The sequence below is a fragment of the Proteus terrae subsp. cibarius genome, assembly GCF_011045835.1.
Lineage (GTDB): Bacteria > Pseudomonadota > Gammaproteobacteria > Enterobacterales > Enterobacteriaceae > Proteus > Proteus cibarius.
This window is the reverse complement of sequence record NZ_CP047349.1, coordinates 666757-687179: the sequence shown is the minus strand read 5'-3', so window position 1 is coordinate 687179 and position 20423 is coordinate 666757. Positions and strand designations below refer to the sequence as shown.

At 39.2% G+C, this 20423-nt stretch carries 17 protein-coding genes; 9 read left to right on the top strand and 8 right to left on the bottom strand.

Annotated elements, in window-relative coordinates:
• Positions 1-40: 40 nt before the first annotated feature.
• From secF to queA, 5 genes are all read right to left on the bottom strand, one after another.
• Positions 41-1009, bottom strand: a complete 969-nt coding sequence (gene secF / locus GTH25_RS03165; RefSeq protein WP_075672031.1) for a protein translocase subunit SecF — start codon at positions 1007-1009, stop codon at positions 41-43.
• A 10-nt stretch (positions 1010-1019) separates the two neighbouring features.
• Complete coding sequence (gene secD, locus GTH25_RS03160) at positions 1020-2867, bottom strand: protein translocase subunit SecD (RefSeq protein WP_075672033.1); 1848 nt, start codon at positions 2865-2867, stop codon at positions 1020-1022.
• Positions 2868-2899: 32 nt separating this feature from the next.
• Positions 2900-3235 carry a preprotein translocase subunit YajC gene (gene yajC / locus GTH25_RS03155; RefSeq protein WP_006535133.1) on the bottom strand — a complete coding sequence of 112 codons (336 nt, stop codon included), beginning with the start codon at positions 3233-3235 and terminating at the stop codon, positions 2900-2902.
• An 85-nt stretch (positions 3236-3320) separates the two neighbouring features.
• Entirely contained in the window at positions 3321-4463 is a 1143-nt protein-coding gene (tgt, locus tag GTH25_RS03150; protein WP_036911729.1) for a tRNA guanosine(34) transglycosylase Tgt, read from the bottom strand.
• Positions 4464-4646: 183 nt separating this feature from the next.
• Positions 4647-5720 (bottom strand): tRNA preQ1(34) S-adenosylmethionine ribosyltransferase-isomerase QueA, encoded by a 1074-nt coding sequence (queA, locus tag GTH25_RS03145; RefSeq protein ID WP_075672035.1) that lies wholly within the window; start codon positions 5718-5720, stop codon positions 4647-4649.
• Positions 5721-5827: 107 nt separating this feature from the next.
• On the opposite strand from queA, the gene GTH25_RS03140 reads away from it, so the two are divergent.
• The 9 genes from GTH25_RS03140 to ydhT all read left to right on the top strand — a co-directional run bounded on the left by GTH25_RS03140 (position 5828) and on the right by ydhT (position 16426).
• The gene (locus GTH25_RS03140) at positions 5828-6415 is read left to right on the top strand and encodes an acyl carrier protein phosphodiesterase (RefSeq protein WP_075672041.1); all 588 of its coding nucleotides are present in this window, start codon (positions 5828-5830) and stop codon (positions 6413-6415) included.
• A gap of 692 nt (positions 6416-7107) precedes the next feature.
• Positions 7108-7710 (top strand): peroxiredoxin C, encoded by a 603-nt coding sequence (locus tag GTH25_RS03135; RefSeq protein ID WP_075674385.1) that lies wholly within the window; start codon positions 7108-7110, stop codon positions 7708-7710.
• Between the two features lie 297 nt (positions 7711-8007).
• On the top strand, positions 8008-9768 hold the full coding sequence (ggt, locus tag GTH25_RS03130; protein WP_075674384.1) for a gamma-glutamyltransferase: 1761 nt from the start codon (positions 8008-8010) through the stop codon (positions 9766-9768).
• 612 nt (positions 9769-10380) lie between these two features.
• Complete coding sequence (locus tag GTH25_RS03125) at positions 10381-11010, top strand: ferredoxin-like protein (protein WP_006535141.1); 630 nt, start codon at positions 10381-10383, stop codon at positions 11008-11010.
• Positions 11011-11061: 51 nt separating this feature from the next.
• Positions 11062-13164, top strand: a complete 2103-nt coding sequence (locus GTH25_RS03120; protein WP_075673977.1) for an aldehyde ferredoxin oxidoreductase — start codon at positions 11062-11064, stop codon at positions 13162-13164.
• 22 nt (positions 13165-13186) lie between these two features.
• Positions 13187-13900 (top strand): YdhW family putative oxidoreductase system protein, encoded by a 714-nt coding sequence (locus GTH25_RS03115; RefSeq protein ID WP_223672535.1) that lies wholly within the window; start codon positions 13187-13189, stop codon positions 13898-13900.
• A gap of 66 nt (positions 13901-13966) precedes the next feature.
• Positions 13967-14638, top strand: coding sequence for a 4Fe-4S dicluster domain-containing protein (locus tag GTH25_RS03110; protein WP_075673979.1), 672 nt, complete (start codon positions 13967-13969; stop codon positions 14636-14638).
• On the top strand, positions 14635-15432 hold the full coding sequence (gene phsC / locus GTH25_RS03105; RefSeq protein WP_075673980.1) for a thiosulfate reductase cytochrome B subunit: 798 nt from the start codon (positions 14635-14637) through the stop codon (positions 15430-15432). The genes GTH25_RS03110 and phsC overlap by 4 nt, the downstream gene beginning before the upstream one ends.
• Before the next feature lie 25 nt (positions 15433-15457).
• Positions 15458-16426: a protein YdhT gene (ydhT, locus tag GTH25_RS03100; protein WP_164530324.1), complete on the top strand. Its 969-nt coding sequence runs from the start codon at positions 15458-15460 to the stop codon at positions 16424-16426.
• Positions 16427-16495: 69 nt separating this feature from the next.
• Here ydhT and brnQ read toward each other — a convergent pair whose 3' ends face one another.
• The 3 genes from brnQ to phoB all read right to left on the bottom strand — a co-directional run bounded on the left by brnQ (position 16496) and on the right by phoB (position 20331).
• Entirely contained in the window at positions 16496-17839 is a 1344-nt protein-coding gene (gene brnQ / locus GTH25_RS03095) for a branched-chain amino acid transport system II carrier protein (RefSeq protein WP_075673982.1), read from the bottom strand.
• Between the two features lie 477 nt (positions 17840-18316).
• The gene (gene phoR, locus GTH25_RS03090; protein ID WP_075673983.1) at positions 18317-19618 is read right to left on the bottom strand and encodes a phosphate regulon sensor histidine kinase PhoR; all 1302 of its coding nucleotides are present in this window, start codon (positions 19616-19618) and stop codon (positions 18317-18319) included.
• A 23-nt stretch (positions 19619-19641) separates the two neighbouring features.
• On the bottom strand, positions 19642-20331 hold the full coding sequence (gene phoB / locus GTH25_RS03085; RefSeq protein WP_164530323.1) for a phosphate regulon transcriptional regulator PhoB: 690 nt from the start codon (positions 20329-20331) through the stop codon (positions 19642-19644).
• Positions 20332-20423 lie beyond the last annotated feature (92 nt).

Genomic DNA, 20423 nt, shown 5'->3' with positions numbered 1-20423 from the left:
TGGCAGGGTGTTTGCAATGTTTTATCAGAAAAACGCTCTATTATGGTAAGAGTGTTGTCTGATCTGCACCCTCTTTTTCCACTTTTTGTACAATCAAGTGTTCACGTTTCATTCCCATTTTCAGTGCTAATGCAGAAGCCACATAAATAGAAGAAATAGTACCAATTGAAACACCGATTAACATAACTAAAGAGAAGCCTTGAAGCATTGAACCACCAAAGATATATAGCATTAATACAACCAATAATGTTGTTGCTGATGTCATGATGGTACGGCTTAATGTCTGTGTCAGAGAAACGTTCATAATTTCATATGAAGTACCTCGACGAATTTTACGGAAGTTCTCACGAATACGGTCTGATACGACAATACTATCGTTTAGTGAGTAACCGATAACAGACATCAATGATGCCACAATGGTTAAGTCAACCTCTATGTGGAATAGTGAAAGCACACCCAGTGTAATAATCACGTCATGCGCAAGTGCGATAACAGCACCTAACGCCAAACGCCATTCAAAACGGAATCCAACATAGATAAGAATACAGATAAGTGCAGATAATAACGCCATTGCACCTGTTTGAGCCAATTCACTACCCACACTTGGCCCAACAAATTCAATACGTTTTACCACAGCATCGTTATCAACTTCAGCATTAATAACATCGATAACTTTCTTACCTAACTCTTGACCTGCCTGCCCTTCAACAGGAGGCATACGCACCATAATATCGCGGCTGCTACCAAAGTTTTGTAACAGAGGATCTTTAAAGCCCGCTGCATCTAGGCTATCACGCATTTTATCAAGGTCGGCTGGTTGACTGAGATTGATCTCAATTACTGTACCACCTGTAAAATCCAGTCCCCAGTTAAATCCTTTCACGGAAATGATAGCAATTGACGCTATCAAAAGCAGAAACGAAATACTAAAGGCGACGTTGTCCCAACGCATAAAGTCAATGACTCTACGACCATGGTTTAATTGTTCAACAGTATAATCCTGTGCCACAACGTGCTCCTTAAATAGACAGTTTCTTAACGCGTTTACCACCATACAACAGGTTTACAATCGCACGAGTACCGACGATAGCGGTAAACATGGATGTTGCAACCCCGATTGCAGTTGTGATAGCAAAGCCTTTGATTGAGCCGGTACCGACTGCATAAAGGATCACAGCTGTAATTAATGTGGTTAAGTTCGCATCAATAATACTGGAGAAGGCACCTTTATAACCTTCATGGATTGCTTGTTGTACTGATCGACCATTACGTAACTCTTCTTTGATACGTTCGTTTATCAGTACGTTGGCATCGACGGCGACGGCAAGTGTTAATACGATACCCGCAATACCCGGCATGGTTAGTGTTGCGCCCGGTAATAGTGACATTACCCCAACGATTAACACTAAGTTTGCCATTAATGCAGTACTCGCAATCACACCAAATTTACGATAATAAATTATCATAAAGGCAACTGACGCAATCAGACCCCATAAACACGCTTCTAAACCTTGGGTAATATTTTGCAGACCCAAAGTTGGACCAATCGTTCTTTCTTCAACGATTTGAATAGGTGCAATCAACGCACCAGCACGTAATAATAGAGATAATTGACGTGCTTCATTCGCATTTGAAATACCCGTAATACGGAAACTATTTCCTAAACGACTCTGAATATTCGCAACGTTGATGACTTCTTCGCTTTTAACCAATACAGCTCGGTCATTCTCATCGCGTTTACCGCTGTCTTTATACTCTACGAACAGTGTTGCCATCGGTTTACCGACGTTGTCTTTCGTAAAGTTAGACATGATAGAACCACCAGCGCTATCAAGTGAAATATTCACTTGTGGTTGACCATATTCATCAGCCTGAGAGGTTGAGTCAGTAATGTGGTCACCCGTTAAAATAACGCGTTTATAAAGAATAGTTGGTCTACCTTCACGGGTATATTTCACTTCTGAGTCGCCCGGAATACGACCTGTTTCTAAAGCAGAAGGATCAACGGTAGTATTGACTAAACGAAATTCTAATGTTGCTGTCGCACCTAAGATTTCTTTAGCACGAGCGGTATCTTGGATACCTGGTAATTCAACAACAATTCGGTCAGCACCTTGGCGTTGTACTAATGGCTCTGCAACACCTAACTGGTTAACACGATTACGTAAGATAGTGATATTTTGCTGTACCGCATAAGTACGTGCATCACGTAAACGTTCGTCAGTAAAAATAGCTCTTAATGAGTTATTTGCGCCATCTCTAAAAATAAGATCTTGATTACGACGAGTTAGGTAATCTGAAGCTTTAGAGCGATCATCCGAATTACGGAAACGGATTTCAACACCATAGTTATCCGTTTTACGGATAGAGGAATACGGAATGCCTTCGTCACGTAATAATGTACGCAGACTTTCAACATTTTGTTCCTGAAGTTTACCTAACGCAGTTTCCATATCAACTTCCATCAGGAAGTGAACACCACCACGTAAGTCTAACCCCAGTTTCATCGGCTCACCACCAATGGCTTCTAACCATTTTGGTGTTGCTGGTGCAAGGTTAAGTGCAACAATGAACTGGTCGCCTAATGCAGGCAACAACACTTCACGGGCACGTAACTGAATATCAGGGTTACCGAAACGAGCCAAAATCGCACCATTTTCAAGTGCAATAGATTTCGCTTCAATTTTTTCTTTATCTAATAAAGATCGAACTTGATCCAGTGTTTGCTCATTGGCGGCGGTTCCCCGCGCGCCAGTGATTTGAACAGCCGGATCCTCACCATATAGGTTAGGAAGTGCGTAAAGCAGACCGATGAGGATAGCGGCTATCAACATCAGGTACTTCCACAAAGGATAACGGTTTAGCACGGCAGTTCCCTTTTCCCTTTGGGGAAATGTTATTAAATAGCTTTCATTGTGCCTTTAGGTAATACAGCGGCAACAAAGTCACGTTTGATAGTTACTTCAGTTGTTTCATTCAGAGCAACAACGATATAGCCGTTATCTGAAACCTTAACAACACGACCAATTAAACCACCAGTCGTTAAAACTTCATCACCTTTACCGATAGAATCCATCAGTTTACGATGTTCTTTAGTACGTTTTTGCTGTGGACGTAGGATCATGAAATAGAAAATCAGAATAAAGATCACTAACATCGGTAAAATAGACATAAAGCTAGCTTCAGGTGCTGCTTGTCCAGCAGAAGCTACAGCATCAGAAATGAAAAAACTCATTCACTTTTCCTCATTGTTGTCGATATCGACGATATTCAAGTTATAAGCCCAATATCATACACAGAATTGGGCTTTCTCGTATACATTATTCACACTTAGTCGCACTGCCATTTAGCGGTGGAACAGGTTTTCCGATACGTTCGTAGAATTCGTGTACAAATTCTTCAAAGCGTGAATCTTCAATAGACTGACGAATCTCAGCCATCAAACGTTGATAATAACGTAAGTTGTGAATAGTGTTCAGCCTTGCACCTAAAATTTCGTTACAACGATCAAGATGATGTAAATAAGCACGGCTATAATTTTTACAGGTATAGCAGTCACAATGTTCATCAAGTGTTGATGTATCAGAGCGATGTTTCGCATTACGAATTTTAATGACACCATCGGTTACAAACAGATGGCCATTTCGTGCATTTCGTGTTGGCATGACACAGTCAAACATATCAATACCACGACGAACACCTTCAACTAAATCTTCTGGTTTACCGACCCCCATTAAATAACGCGGTTTATTCGCAGGAATTTGAGGGCAGACATGCTCTAAAATACGGTGCATATCTTCTTTAGGCTCACCGACCGCAAGGCCGCCGACAGCGTAACCGTCAAAACCAATTTCGACTAGCCCTTTTACAGAGATATCACGTAAATCTTCGTAAACACCGCCTTGAATAATACCGAATAATGAATTTTTGTTATTAAGTTCATCAAAGCGCGCACGACTACGTTTAGCCCAACGTAATGACATCTCCATTGAGTTTTTCGCATAATCCCAATCTGAAGGATATGGCGTACACTCATCAAAAATCATCACAATGTCAGAACCCAAATCGTATTGGATTTCCATTGATTTTTCTGGGCTTAAGAAAATCTTTTCGCCATTAATAGGGTTACGGAAGTGAACACCCTCTTCTTTAATTTTACGCATTGCGCCTAAACTAAAGACTTGGAAACCACCTGAATCCGTTAAAATAGGACCTTGCCATTGCATAAAATCATGTAAATCACCATGTAATTTCATGATTTCTTGACCAGGACGTAACCATAAGTGGAAGGTGTTGCCTAAAAGAATTTGTGCACCTGTTGCTTTTACTTCTTCAGGTGTCATTCCTTTTACTGTGCCGTAAGTACCCACTGGCATAAATGCAGGTGTTTCAACAACACCACGTTCAAAAATAAGGCGACCGCGACGAGCATTACCGTCGGTTTTGTCTAATTCGTATTTCACTCATCCTCCAAGCATCAGAAAAACAGTCCAATGCGCAATAAAAAACAGCACATTCTAATCATTTGTTAGACAGCTGTATATGTTACTTCAACAAAAATCCGTGCTTAGTCAAAGGGATTAAGCAATAAAGTTGAAATAACAATTCATAAAACGAAGAAAAACGTTAAAAAGAATAATAAATCTTTATTCTTGTCCTACTTTTTCATTAATAGCTAAAGGATTACGAGTAATAAACATCGCATCACCATAACTGAAAAAACGATACTCTTGCTCAACAGCTTCTTTATATGCATTCATGGTATTTTTATACCCTGCAAAAGCAGAAACCAGCATGATTAAAGTTGATTCAGGCAAATGGAAATTCGTAATCAATGCATCAATAATTTGATATTGGTAACCCGGATAAATAAAGATTTGGGTATCATCGAAGAAAGGCGCGATTAACGCATCTTTTGTTGCTTTCGCAGCACTTTCTAAAGAACGAACAGAAGTTGTACCCACTGCAATCACTCGATTACCACGCGCTTTACATGCTAATACAGCATCAACCACATCTTGTGGTACTTCTGCATATTCAGAATGCATTGTGTGTTCTTCGATGTTATCAACACGCACTGGTTGGAAAGTCCCCGCACCAACATGCAGTGTGACAAATGCCATCTCCACACCTTTTTCTTTTAAGGCTTGAAGTAATGGTTCATCAAAGTGTAATCCCGCAGTCGGTGCAGCGACAGCACCTGGACGTTCATTATAGACCGTTTGATAAAGCTCTTTATCAGATTCTTCATCTGGGCGATCAATATAAGGGGGTAAAGGCATATGCCCAATGCTATTTAGGATGGTGAGAACATCTCTTTCATCATCAAAACGAATTTCAAAAAGTGTATCATGACGCGCAACCATAGTTGCTTGTACACTTTCATCTTCACCTAGCACAAGCGCCGCGCCTTCTTTGGGTGATTTAGAGGCTCTAACATGGGCAAGCACACGATGTTCATCAAGCATACGCTCAACTAACACTTCGATTTTACCGCCTGACGCTTTACGGCCATAAATACGCGCAGGGATCACGCGAGTATTATTAAAAACCAGTAGATCACCAGCATTTATTTTATCTAACACATCGGTAAAAATACCGTGTGATAAAGCACCAGTCTCACCTTCTAAAGAGAGCAAACGACAACCACTGCGTTGAGGTTGAGGATAGTGAGCAATCAAGGCTTCTGGCAATTCAAATGTAAAGTCTGATACACGCATAATTAAACGACTACTTTCATAAAAAACAGGCGGACTAGTCTAGTGCTGCCAGCTTATCAGTGCAACAAAGAAGCCCTTTTTTATTCAAAAAGCGCTATGATGATGAGATGAATTATCTTGCTCACTTACATCTGGCCTTTAGGGCAAAAAGCTCTCTATTAGGCAATATGATGGCAGATTACGTCAAAGGCGCACCTAGCTCTGATTACAGCCAAACTGTTATTGAGGGTATTCGTATGCATAGACGTATTGATGTACTCACTGATACTCACCCATTAGTCAAACAAGCTCGCCTTTTATTTCCTGATGAATATCGCCGAGTTTCACCGATTACCTTAGATGTTTTTTGGGATCATTTTCTTTCTTTAAATTGGTCAAAATTTGAACCGAATATACCATTGACTGAATTTGTCACCAAGACTCGAAATATTATTGAACCAGATTTATGGCAAACACCTGAAAAATTCCAAGAGCTCAACGAATATTTATGGTCACAATCTTGGTTAATTCGTTATGCGGACAAGGCCTATATTGCTCAAACATTAAAAGGAATGGCGAGAAGAAGACCGCGATTAAGCGCACTTGCGGGCTCTTATATCGTACTAGAAACACATTACGATGAATTAAGTGAGATTTTTTGGCAGTTTTATCCACAATTGCTAGAAAGAGCACAGCAACACCAACTTGATGACTGATACATTTAACTACCATTTTGAGTTTCATCTTTTTGTCATATTGTCGAATTACATTTGATATATCAAAGAGATGCTGAGTCAATTTATCATATTATTCGTAACGAATTGTTAACAAGCATAGTATTCATTTCCAAAGTTGATTAGAATGAATCGTTATACAAGGAGTCATAAATAATCCTACTTTATTGTATTAAACTAATAGTTATAATCTATCAAATAGATTGTTCTGTTTAACTTTATCAATAGCGATTGATTATTTATGCTGTATGCATCATTTAAAACAGGGTATGCACCCTGAATTTACTGAGGTGTAGCTAGGCGACAAGTAAATGAGCTACTAGGAGCATACAAAAGTATGTGACTAGTGCGAATGAACGCAGTCAACAACGCTACAACTTGAAATATGACGAATAAATACTCTAAATAGTTCAAGGTGTAGCTAGGCGACAGGTAAATGAGCTACTAGGAGCATACAAAAGTATGTGACTAGTGCGAATGAACGCAGTCAACAACGCTACAACTTGAAATATGACGAATAAATACTCTAAATAGTTCAAGGTGTAGCTAGGCGACAAGTGAATGAGCTACTAGGAGCATACAAAAGTATGTGACTAGTGCGAATGAACGCAGTCAACAACGCTACAACTTGAAATATGACGAGTATAAACTCTTTCAATTTACAGGAGTACATTATGGTTCTGGTTACTCGCAAAGCCCCTGATTTCACAGCTGCTGCCGTTTTAGGTAATGGTGAGATTGTTAATGATTTCAACTTGCATTCATTTATCAAAGGCAAACCTGCCGTTATTTTCTTCTGGCCAATGGATTTCACTTTCGTTTGCCCTTCAGAGCTGATTGCATTTGATCACCGTTTCGAAGAGTTCCAAAAACGTGGTGTTGAAATCATCGGCGTTTCTATGGACTCAGAATTCGTTCATAACGCATGGCGTAAAACTCCTATTGATGACGGTGGTATTGGTGAAGTTAAATACCCAATGGTTGCTGATATCAAACACGACATCATCAAAGCTTACGGTATCGAACATCCAGAAGCAGGCGTTGCACTGCGTGGTTCATTCCTGATCGACAAAGAAGGTGTTGTTCGTCATCAGGTCGTTAACGATCTGCCATTAGGCCGTAATATCGACGAAATGATCCGTATGGTCGATGCACTGCAATTCCACGAAGAGCACGGTGATGTTTGCCCTGCACAGTGGGAAAAAGGTCAAGAAGGTATGGGCGCATCTCCAGACGGCGTTGCTAAATACCTGAAAGCGAACTCTGGCAAACTGTAATAGTTCAGTAAGCTAACGTATTTTTAAAAGCCTGTAAAAACAGGCTTTTTTTATTTATTCCGTACTTATCTTTTTATTTCTTATCAACTCTATTTATTACTGTTATTAGTTATAAATAAGCTTATTGTTTATCTGCTTAAAGATAATTTTGTGATCATCACATCAAAAAAAATTCTCATCACCAATAACCTCTCTCTATACTTATTGTTACGCAATTGTTAATTCATATTAATAACAGCGTAAAACTCTATATTTGTATCTATTCAAAATAACTCCCTGTTATTAATGGAGATAATAATGATTACTATAAAAAAAACGCACCTGCTATTACTTACTACCCTTTTTTCACATTCACTTTATGCAGCCTATGAACCCGCTGTTGAAGCACAACATGGCATGGTTGTCTCCTCTCAACACCTCGCATCACAAGTCGGGAATGATATTTTACAAAAAGGGGGTAACGCGATTGATGCTGCCGTTGCCGTCGGTTATGCACAAGCTGTCGTAAATGCTTGCTGTGGTAATATTGGTGGCGGTGGTTTTATGACAATACACCTTGCTGATGGTACAAATACTTTTATCAATTTTAGGGAAACAGCACCCTCTTCTGCTTCTAAAAATATGTATTTAGATAAAGATGGAAATTTGATTAAAGATGCCAGTCTATATGGTTATCTCGCTTCAGGAGTACCCGGCACAGTAAAAGGATTGAATTCAGCATTAGAGAAATATGGTACGCTTTCACGTCAAGAGGTTATGGCGCCTGCCATTAAGCTTGCAAGAGAAGGATATATTTTAACCCGCGCAGATACTGATGTGTTAGAAACAACAACAGAACGTTTTAAACAAGATCCTGAGTCTGCAAAAATTTTCTTAAAACCAGATGGAACACCGTGGCAACCCGGTGATCGCCTAATTCAAACTGATTTAGCTAATACATTAGAACTCATCGCAAACCAAGGTTCTGATGCATTTTACCAAGGAGAGATCCCTAAAAAAGTTGAAGAAGCGTCGAAACAACATAATGGCCTGTTAACTCAAGAAGATTTTGCTAATTTTACTATCACAGAAACCAAACCTATCACCTGTACTTACCGAGGCTATGAATTTATTTCTGCACCGCCACCAAGTTCAGGCGGAGTTACTATCTGCCAAACGCTAAATATTTTGGAAGGTTATGATCTCAAATCGATGGGCTTTAATTCAGCTGAATATGTTCATACTTTAACAGAAGCAATGCGTCATGCTTATATGGACAGAAATACTTTTCTTGGTGACCCTCAATTTATTAAAAACCCTACAGAAAAGTTATTAAATAAAGCTTATGCCACAGAAATACGCCAACAAATCAAACCGAATAAAGCCACGCCATCAGAAAATGTACAACCCGGTATCGCTCCTCATGAAAGCCCTGAAACAACACACTACTCAGTTATAGATAAAAATGGTAACGCTGTTTCAACCACTTATACTATAAATGGTCGTTTCGGTGCCGTAGTCATCGCACCGGGAACTGGATTTTTCCTCAACAACGAGATGGATGATTTTACAACCAAAGTCGGCGAAAAAAATCTCTATGGTTTAGTACAAGGTGAGCGTAATAGCATTGCACCATTAAAACGCCCATTATCATCAATGAGCCCAACAATTGTGACTAAGGAAGGTAAACCTTTCCTTATTTTAGGATCACCGGGAGGTTCTCGCATTATCTCGATTACCTTACAAACGGCACTGAATATCATTGAATTTGGTATGCCGCCACAAGAAGCCGTTAATAGCCCTCGTATTCACCATCAATGGTTGCCGGATGAAGTTTATTATGAGCAACGAGGATTATCAAAAGACACTTTAGAAAAACTCTCTGCCATGGGATATAAAATGGTAGAACAGACGCCATGGGGAGCGGCTGAACTTATTATGGTCGGACTCCCAGGAGAAGAAGGAGTGATCCCAGCATCATCAGGTAATGATTCCGCTGTTTCTGGTGCAGTACGTGAAGGTTATCTTTATGGATCAAATGATGTTCGTCGCCCAGCAGGTAAAGCAGTCGGTTACTAGCAATAAAGTCATCGAATAAAACAAACAAAAGAAACCTTCTCTTGATTAGATAAGGTTTCTTTTTTTATAAAAATGATCTAGTCATGGTTTTACAATTTATTCATATATTATTCTATTAATAATAATCAATATCTATTTTTGATTAGATATATATTTAATATTGAATATCAAATTATTATTAAAACAATAATATTAGATATAATATAAGAGCAAATCACTTTTAATTTAATTTCGACAATAGAATATATATAAATAGTAGTTATTCTCTTTCGTAATTACAGATAAAAACAATAATCATTTAATTAAATTAAATTTATAACACTCCATTTTTTTATTTCTATGATAACAATCACAGTATTAATTTTTTAATAACCACACTATCAAAGAGGATAATAAAAATACGCAAAAAGTGGAGATAACACATTGTAAATACAAATATTTAACATTTCATCACAATGTATTTTTATCATAAAAAAGAGTTGAATTTTATAATATATCCCTTAAAGATAGCGTTATTATATTTTTTATATAACGTTAAAGCAAGCGGATAAATAAATAATTTATCATCACAACTTATTTCTTATTAAATTAGTTAAGCGGAGATAAATATTAATGTCTGATACACATCATCGTCCAATATTAGATATTGGACTATCAAGACTAGAGTTTCTGCGAATATCCGGTAAAGGGCTTGCAGGGATCACTATAGCACCCGCATTGCTTTCTCTTTTAGGTTGTAAGCAAGAAGAAATAGATAGCGGAATAATTCAATTAACTACAACGCCTAAAGGTGTTTTAGTCACAAATAGAGCGCGTTGCACTGGATGCCATCGTTGCGAAACGGCATGTACAACATGGAATGATGGAAGCGTAGGTTCATTCTTCTCACGCACAAAAATCCATCGTCATTTTTATTTTGGTGATAAAGGTATTGGTTCCGGTGGTGGACTTTATGGTGATTTAAACTTTACAACAGATACATGTCGCCAATGTAAAGATCCTGAATGTATGAAGGTTTGCCCAGTAAAAGCAATCCGTTACCAAGAAGAGTTCGGCTGTATTGTCGTTGATACACGTCGTTGTATTGGTTGTGCCGCCTGTACAACAGCCTGTCCGTGGATGATGGCAACCGTCAACCCACAAACTAAAAAATCCGGCAAATGTAATTTATGTGGTGAGTGTGCATCAGCGTGCCCAACAGGCGCTCTGCAAATCATTGAATGGAAAGAAATTACTGTTTAATAATCCAGACAATCACATCACTGAACCACATTTAGATTAGGAAGCAATATTATGATTAACGGCTGGACTGGAAACATTCTAAGAATCAATTTAACTACCGGTGCCATCACTCGTGAAAGCTCAAGCAAATATAAATCCTTAATTGGAGGCATGGGCTTTGGTTACAAGATTATGTACGAAGAGGTTGCTCCCGGCGTTAAACCTTTTGATGAAGAAAATAAAGTTGTTTTCGCTGTAGGACCTCTAACTGGATCTGGTGCGCCTTGTAGCTCCCGCGTCAATATCACCTCTCTTTCCACTTTTACTCGTGGCAATCTTGTCGTTGATGCTCATATGGGGGGATTTTTTGCCGCATGGATGAAATTTGCAGGATATGACTCTCTGATTATTGAAGGTAAATCAGATAAACCTGTTTGGATCCATATTGATGATGACCAAGTTTCTATTGAAGATGCCTCTTTCTTATGGGGTAAAGGTGTTCGTCAAACCACAGAAGAACTATGCGCCCAAACAAGCCCAGAAGCTTGTGTCGCGACCATTGGTCCTGCGGGTGAAAACCTTGTACCTTTATCTGGCATTATTAATAGCCGTAACCACAGTGGTGGTGCTGGTGTTGGTGCAGTCTTAGGTTCTAAAAAATTAAAAGCTATTGTCGTCGAAGGTAGCCGTGGAGTTAACGTTGCTGACCGTAAAGCGTTAAAAGAACTTAACGACTATATGATGACACAACTGATTGGCTCTAATAACAACCACGTTGTACCAAGTACGCCACAATCATGGGCTGAATATTCACACCCAGGTTCTCGTTGGACTGCACGTAAAGGTCTGTATTGGGGAGCAGCAGAAGGCGGCCCAATTGAAACAGGCGAAATTCCTCCTGGCGATATCAATACTGTTGGTTTCAGAACCATGAAATCAACCTTTGACTTAGGTCCAGAAGCTGAAGAATACACAGTGAAAATGGGGGGTTGTCACTCCTGCCCTATCCGTTGTATGGCCCAACTCAATGTTCCACAAGCGAAAAAATTTGGAGTACCACAAACAGGTGGTAACACTTGCGTCGCTAACTTCGTTCACACAACCATTTTCCCTAATGGTCCTAAAGATGTTGAGAAAAAAGGGGATGGCAACGTTGTAGGTAACTTAGTCGGTCTTAATATTTTTGATGATATGGGACTTTGGTGTAACTACGGTCAGCTTCATCGTGACTTCACTTATTGTTATACCCACGGTGTATTTAAGCGTGTACTTTCTGAAGAAGAATATAACGATATTCCTTGGGATAAACTGGAAGAAGGCAATCCTGAATTTATTAAAGATTTTTACTACCGTTTAGCGCATCGTAAAGGTGAATTTAGCCACCTTGCTGATGGCTCTTATCTCATTGCACAACGTTGGAATTTAGGTGAAGAGTATTGGGCTGATAAGAAAAATAAACTCTGGTCACCAATGGGCTTCCCAATTCACCACGCAAATGAAGCATCAGCTCAAGTGGGTTCTATCGTTAACTGTATGTTTAACCGCGATGCGATGACACATACACATATCAACTATATCGGTAGTGGTTTACCTCTAAAACTACAAAAAGAGATTGCAGGTGAGCTATTTGGCTCTGGTGATGCGTTTGATGAAACCAAAAACTATACACCAATCAATAAAGCCAAAATTGCTTATACCAAGTGGACAATTTTACGTAGTTGCTTACACGATGCGGTCACTTTATGTAACTGGGTATGGCCGATGACGGTTTCTCCTCATAAGAGCCGTAATTATCGTGGTGACTTAGAAATGGAAGCCAAGTTCTTTACCGCTATCACCGGTGAACCAACTACGTCTAAAGATCTGGATTTAGCCTCAGAGCGTATCTTCACTTTACACCGCGCTTATACCGTTAAATTAATGAACACCATGGATATGCGTAATGAGCATGACCAAATCTGTTCATGGGTATTCGATAAAGATCCTGATATTCCAGTCTTTACTGAAGGTACAGACAAAATGGACAGAGTCGATATGCAGCTTTCTCTCACCATGTTCTATCAAGAGATGGGCTGGGATCCGCAGTTAGGTTGCCCAACAAAAGAAACTTTAGTTCGCCTTGGATTACAAGATGTTGCAGACGATTTAGCGTCTCGTGGTTTATTGCCAAGTTAATAGGTAAAAGAAGGAGATCATGATGATAGAACAAAATGCATCGGCTTCTATACCACAAGATATCGCTGATGATGCAGATATTGCTTTAGAGCAACCAGATATCTCTCGTCGCCGTTGGTTACTGCCATTATCAGAAACAGGTGTTGGACGTAGTGCTAACGCCTCAACAGATATCGCAGAAGAACCCGTTGCGGAAGTAGCAGAATTATCTGCCGAACAACATCTAGCGAATGCGATACGTCAATGTTCAAAAGAAGGTGAACTATTAGCAATTTCAACGCTGTATGATGCGCCCTATTCTCTGACTGAAGAGGACATTGCGCAGTTAGAAACCGCGTTAAAGAGCGACGAGTTTATTGATATCGCCCATTTAAGTCTCAATGGCGAGGATTATTATTACTCTGATGAATTTATGTCAGATAACTTCGCACAACTGCAATTATTAAACCGCCATGCGGATATTTGTACAGCAATTGCAGGTGTAGTTCGTTTTGAATGCGAAACCTATCCTCGACCATTGAAACAAAGCATGTTGATGTCTGAACCCTTTAAATACACGGCTTCAGAGATTGAAGATGCACTGACACTGATGAAAACTCACCCTGATTTTCAGGATATTCAGCAAGTTTTAGCATCCAACGATGCCCCTTATCTCTTTAGCAATACGTTAATGAGTTATGGCAAAGCACGAGGCTTAACTGAATGGATCGAGGTAGAACAACATGAAAATCCGTAATGTTCTGCCTTATCAACGAAATTCGATGTGGGTATTACAACATCATCAGACTGAGGAGCAAAAATAATGCGTGTTTCTCGCCGTAAATTTGTAGCAGGTATGGGATCGGTCATTTTTTTCAGTGCGCCACTAGGAAGTGCGCTTGCGGCAACTGCAGAAAAAAAACCTATCCGCTATGCCATGATCCACGATGAGACGCTCTGTAATGGCTGTAATATCTGCACCACTGCATGTCGTCGATTAAATAAAGTACCTAATGGTATGGCACGAATGGATATTGCCCATATTCCATTAAGTCTCAAAGAAGACAACGATAAATATCATTTCTTTAGACACTCTTGCCAACAATGTGAAGATGCCCCTTGTATTCCGGTTTGCCCTACAGGTGCTTCTTGGCGTGATGAAACCAATGGCATCGTTCGTGTTAATAAAGAGAAATGTATTGGTTGTAGCTATTGTATATCGGCATGTCCATACCAAGTCCGTTATCTTAACCCTGTGACACATGTTGCTGATAAATGTGACTTTTGTCTTGAATCTCGATTACAAAAAGGTTTCCCACCGATTTGTGTGAGTGCTTGTCCACAAAGTGCCTTGTTATTTGGTAGAGAAGACAGCCCTCAAATTCAAGAATGGCTCAAAACACACGATTACTATATTTATCAACTTGATGGTGTAGGAAAACCGCATCTCTACCGTCGTGTAGGGCCTCATGTTCAAGAGGAGGGTAAAGTATGAGTATCGTCAATACAATGCCAGACAGTGCTCAGTTCCAAGCCGCACTAAAAGAGTATGTTTTAATCTATACTCCCGACTATTTACCTCTTTGGCTAATTGTTGCAGGCGTATTATTTATTGGCATGCTACTCGTGCTCGCACTACATGGCTTTTTACGTTATCGCTTTGCCACACCACATGATGAATCGCATAAAGAAGAAAAACTCTATCTTTACTCTAAAGCTGTTCGTTTGTGGCACTGGAGTAATGCCTCTTTATTTATTCTGTTACTTCTAAGTGGTGGCATCAACCATTTCGCCCTACTTTCAGCCCACGATACCGCGTTATTAGTTAGTGTGCATGAAATCTGTGGTTATCTGCTCTTGGTTTGCTGGTTGTCCTTTGTTCTTATTAATCTTGTTGGTGGTAATGGCAAGTTTTACCGCATTGATGGCAAAAACTGGTTTCAACGCGCCTTTATGCAAACTCGTTTTTATCTCTACGGTATTATCAAAGGAGAAGGTCATCCATTCCCAGCAACACCCAATGTTAAGTTTAATCCACTACAACAAATGGCTTATTTAGGTGTGATGTATGCGTTAGTCCCACTGCTTTTGATAACTGGTGTTTTACTTCAAAATCCAGCATTCATTCCTGCTGATGCCGTAATATTTAAAGCTTGGTTATTAATCGCACACCAAATATTAGCTGTATGTAGTGTCTTTTTTATCATTGGTCACCTTTATCTGTGTACAACAGGAAAAACGCCATTCCAAACATTTCGCAGTATGGTTGACGGTTACCATAGACACTAATTAATACATGGATTAAGGAGCTTATATGTCAGTCCCTTCAAAGGAAAATATTAGATTAACAAAAGAAGACTTACGACAACTGCATGTTTCAACTTCGCTTTATCGTTGGTTTTTACGTTATTTTCCTGATGGAGGCACTTACAGTGCTATTCATAGTGAGTTAATAAAACAGCGCCGTACACAGTGGATAGAAAGCTTTATTCAATATATTTATTTACGTCATTTTAGTGAAGCATCCTTTGCCAAACAGGAACAAGAAGTCATGGAAAACATCTTGTTCCTGCTCGGCAATGAACAACAAGGCGTGACATTACAACGTCTGCCCTATCACAACACTTTGCCAACCTCTGAAAATATTCAATTTTCTACTGAATGGCATCAATTGATCTTAAAAAGTCAGCAATTAAGCACTGACCTCGCTTTATGTGGCAGTAATAACATCGTGGTTTTTTCTGGTGATGAAAATAGTATTTCCAACACTGGTTATAGCAACCAATTAATGAATACGGGTTTCGCAGGAAAAGTGTGTAATACGGGTAATCAGTGTCGTATTGGTAGCTTAGGTGGACGCTCTCGCATTTGTAATAGTGGCAATGATGTTAAAATTTATGCGTCAGGTAATGGTGTTCATATCGCAAACAGTGGTATGCGTAATTTCATTACAGCTTCTCAAGATCGCGCAAAAGTCACCAACACAGGTGATTTAGCACAAATCAATGTTACTGGAAATAATTCTGTGGCAATTAATACAGGTGATAACTGTAAAGTCACGGTATCTGGCAACGACAGCATTTGTATCTCAACAGGTGATCTCCATCAGTTCTGCTTAGGAAAAGGCGGTAGTGCAGTTATTGCTTACCATGACGGCAATCGTACCCGCTTTAAAATTTTCTATGAAGGTGAGGATGGTATCGTCGCTGGAGTTCATTATTATTTAGATGAAAATCAGCATCCTGTTGCACATATAAAACAGAACTCGACTTCTGTTAATTAATACCTCAAATATATATTATTAAAAAAGGGAAACTTTCGTTTCCCTTTTTACTTTTACAATCAATGTATTTTATGGCTTATTGATGGCTTCAGTATGGATCACTTTTTTACTCGTTGAGCCTGCGACTCTATCGTAAATACCACACACAACAATAGTCACTAATACTGGGATCAACCACGCTAAACCTTGCTCACTTAGCGGCAGTTTTGTTGCCCATTCTGGTAATAAATGTTTTAGATAATCAGATGCTTTTATTGCATCAAAAATACCGAAAAATAAGCTAACAGCCATTGCTGGCGCGATAATACGGCTTGGGTTATTCCACAGACGTAATGTGAAACTCATTAAAATAATCACAATACAAGGTGGATAAATCATTATCAGTACAGGAATAGAAAACTCGATCAGTTTGCTCAAACCTAAGTTTGAAACAACGGCTGAAAATATCGCTAAAATCAACACTAATACACGATAAGAGATAGGCAGATAACGGCTAAAAAACTCTGCACAGGCACAGGTTAAACCAACAGCAGTCACCATACAGGCTAAGAAAATCAGTACAGCTAAGAAGAAGCTACCAAAATTACCAAAAGTGTACTGAACATAGGCATGTAAAATATCAGCACCATCTTGAGCACCCGGAATGATACTGCCACTGCTAGAGCCTAATTTAAATAAACTCAAATAAATCGCAGTTAATAATACACCCGCAATAATTCCTGCCCACATGGTATAACGTGTTAACAGTGATGAATTATCAATCCCTCGAGAGCGGGCTGCATTAACAATAACAATACCAAAAACCATAGCGCCCAATGTATCCATGGTGAGGTAACCGTTAATAAACCCCTGAGTCAACGCCATATCACGATAGGCTTCAGTTGCAGGAATAGCGCCACCAGCAGGCCAAAATACCGCAGCTACTCCTAATATCGCTAATGCCAGAATTTTAATCGGTGCAAGAATATGACCAACACTGTCTAGCAATTTCCCCGGATAAAGCGAAATACCAATAACAATTAAGAAATAGACAATGCTGTAAATCAGCAATGACATTTCTGTATCACCCACTAAAGGAGCAATACCCACTTTAAAAGAAACTGTTGCAGTACGAGGGGTTGCAAAAAGTGGTCCCACAGCAAGATAAGCAACAATGGCTAATAGCAATCCCATTGATTTACCAATAGGCGTGCTTAATGCCTCAATACCACCACCGACCTTTGCCAGTGCAACAACCGTTAAAACAGGTAAACCCACACCAGTGATCAAAAAGCCAATCGCAGCAGTCCAAACAAATTCGCCTGATTGTAACCCCACCATTGGAGGAAAAATAATGTTGCCAGCGCCAACAAATAGGGCGAATGTCATAAACCCTAATGCCAGAACATCTCTGGAAGTTAATCTATGTGCCATAAGTTTTGTTAATATGTAGTTACAATAATGGTTAAATTACGCCAAGGTAGCGCAACATAAAATCAACAATATCTATTTAAGCTCAGACCGTCATTATTCAGGATAATATCCAAATATAATCATTTCATGCAGAGCAATTAGGTACTAAATAGAAAAAATTGCCGATAACTGCTCACAAGTAAAACTTTTATAATGAAAAAAGGCAATAGCCAATCCTAAAACCAGAATAATCATCTAAACTATTTTTCGGCACTAGTTATAACTGTCATATATCATCGAATATACATGATATGATTTGTGCATTTTATCACCAATAATATTGAGTGTTGGCATCATTTAAAGTTAGCATTAATTAATAATATTAAAATTTAACGCTACGATATTAGTTTTTATTGATATTAAAAAGTTCAAGAAAGGAACAAAAAAGCCTTTATCACAGATTAAAGACAAGTAATAAAGGCTTTAAAAAAAGACAGACTACTCGTGTGTTTTTTTAGCGGTAAGTAATGTTTGAGGAAGGATAAAAGAGAACGTACTCCCGACACCTACTTTACTTTCAATATTTAATTGAGAGTGATGATGAAGCAGTGATTTTTTTACAATAGCCAAACCTAACCCAGTACCGCCAGAATGACGAGAGCGAGCTTTATCAACACGATAAAAGCGCTCTGTTAAACGAGTTAAGTGTTCTGCACTAATCCCCGATCCATTATCTGAAACACTAAATAACATACCTTGGGGAACTTTCTTCCAACTGACTTTGATTGTTGTACCTTCTTCAGTGTGATTAATAGCGTTATACACTAAGTTAGAAACCGCACTACGTAATTGCTCTTCATTACCTCGAACAGCCCACTGCTCATCAACATCAAAAATAATATGGCGTTGACCTTGACTCAATGATTCTGCTTCTTGTTGTAATAAAGCCAAAACAGCAGGAATATCAACAATTTTATTTAAATCAATATGAGGAGCAGATTCGATACGAGAAAGTTGTAAGAGTTGTTGAACAAGCGTATCCATGCGCTTAGCTTGCTCTTGCATCGTCACTATCGCCTTATGCTCTGCGGGTTTCGTGACACTATTTTCTTCCATCATTTCAAGATAGCCTTGAATAACGGTGAGTGGTGTTCTTAATTCATGGCTAACGTTAGCAAAAAAGTCACGTCGTGCATTTTCTAGTTTATTTTTTTCTGTCACATCTCGCGCCACCATTAGGCGCTGATCTTCGCTGTATGGCATCACTCGAAACTCAACAATAGAACCATTATTAAGTGAAATAATTAAAGAGCGACTAAAATCGCCTGCAGTAAAATAGTGTAAGAAATCAGGATAACGTAATAAGTTAAAAATATTTTGTCCGTTATCTTCCGGCCAGCGAAAGCCGAGTAAGTGTTGAGCTAGGCTATTACACCAAAAAATATTCCCTTCATTTGTCATCATCACAACGGCATCGGGCAAACTTTCAGCGCCACTTCTAAAACGTTTAATTAAGTCGCCTAATTCTCTGCGTCGTTTACGATTACGCTGTTGGGTTTGTCGAATACCATAAAAAATAGGCTCCCATCCCCCTCTTCCTTCCGGAGGCAGTACTGAGCGATCTAACCATAACCATTTAGATAATTTCAGCAAGTTATAGGCATGCCACACAAGTGCACTGAGTAGCGATGCCACCAGCAACCAAGGAAGATGCCCGATAAAAAGCGATAATATAAAAGCAGGTAAGCAAAATAGACATAGCCCCCAAACGAGGGCTTTCCACGATAGTCGTTCTAACACCTGACGATTACTCCCATATTGACTTAGAAACGGGCAGAGAAACGATATCCCGTTCCACGTACTGTCTGTATCATTCTGTCATGACCATCTTCTTCGATGGCTTTACGTAAACGACGAATATGCACATCAACAGTACGGTCTTCGACATAAACATTTGTTCCCCAAACATAGTTTAACAGTTGTTCTCTGCTATACACGCGTTCAGGATGTGTCATAAAAAAGTGCAGGAGTTTAAATTCGGTAGGTCCCATATCAATCGGTTTATCTTGACTCGTTACTCGATGAGAAACGGGATCAAGCCCTAAGCCATTGAATTCAATAACATCTTCCGTAGACATTGGTGATAACCGTCGTAAAATTGCTTTCACTCGAGCCACAAGCTCTTTAGGTGAGAAAGGCTTAATAACGTAATCATCAGCCCCCGTTTCTAGCCCTTGAACTTTATCTTCTTCTTCCCCTTTTGCCGTTAGCATAATAATTGGAATATCACGGGTGTTACTTTCCCGCTTCATCTGTTTTATTACCTGCAAGCCTGATCCACCGGGGATCATCCAATCTAATAAAACCAGATCAGGGTAAGGATCAATAAGAAAGCTCAATGCAGAATCATAATCTTCTGCTTCAATAGGTTGAAAACCATTTTGTTCCAAAACAAAACAGATCATCTCTCGAATTGCGGTTTCATCTTCAACAACAAGAATACGCCTTGCCATACTCTATCCTGTGTAATGTATATAGAGGGTCAAAATGATTATGATGCAGTTTTATGACAGATTTATGACTAACCTTAACATTACTGAAATAG

What these genes read in the sequence shown, in the direction of transcription:
- yajC (WP_006535133.1), bottom strand. Translation starts at nt 3,235, where the DNA reads ATGAGTTTTTTCATTTCTGATGCTGTAGCTTCTGCTGGACAAGCAGCA.
- queA (WP_075672035.1), bottom strand. Translation starts at nt 5,720, where the DNA reads ATGCGTGTATCAGACTTTACATTTGAATTGCCAGAAGCCTTGATTGCT.
- GTH25_RS03140 (WP_075672041.1), top strand. Translation starts at nt 5,828, where the DNA reads ATGAATTATCTTGCTCACTTACATCTGGCCTTTAGGGCAAAAAGCTCT.
- GTH25_RS03135 (WP_075674385.1), top strand. Translation starts at nt 7,108, where the DNA reads ATGGTTCTGGTTACTCGCAAAGCCCCTGATTTCACAGCTGCTGCCGTT.
- ggt (WP_075674384.1), top strand. Translation starts at nt 8,008, where the DNA reads ATGATTACTATAAAAAAAACGCACCTGCTATTACTTACTACCCTTTTT.
- GTH25_RS03125 (WP_006535141.1), top strand. Translation starts at nt 10,381, where the DNA reads ATGTCTGATACACATCATCGTCCAATATTAGATATTGGACTATCAAGA.
- GTH25_RS03120 (WP_075673977.1), top strand. Translation starts at nt 11,062, where the DNA reads ATGATTAACGGCTGGACTGGAAACATTCTAAGAATCAATTTAACTACC.
- GTH25_RS03115 (WP_223672535.1), top strand. Translation starts at nt 13,187, where the DNA reads ATGATAGAACAAAATGCATCGGCTTCTATACCACAAGATATCGCTGAT.
- GTH25_RS03110 (WP_075673979.1), top strand. Translation starts at nt 13,967, where the DNA reads ATGCGTGTTTCTCGCCGTAAATTTGTAGCAGGTATGGGATCGGTCATT.
- phsC (WP_075673980.1), top strand. Translation starts at nt 14,635, where the DNA reads ATGAGTATCGTCAATACAATGCCAGACAGTGCTCAGTTCCAAGCCGCA.
- ydhT (WP_164530324.1), top strand. Translation starts at nt 15,458, where the DNA reads ATGTCAGTCCCTTCAAAGGAAAATATTAGATTAACAAAAGAAGACTTA.
- brnQ (WP_075673982.1), bottom strand. Translation starts at nt 17,839, where the DNA reads ATGGCACATAGATTAACTTCCAGAGATGTTCTGGCATTAGGGTTTATG.
- phoB (WP_164530323.1), bottom strand. Translation starts at nt 20,331, where the DNA reads ATGGCAAGGCGTATTCTTGTTGTTGAAGATGAAACCGCAATTCGAGAG.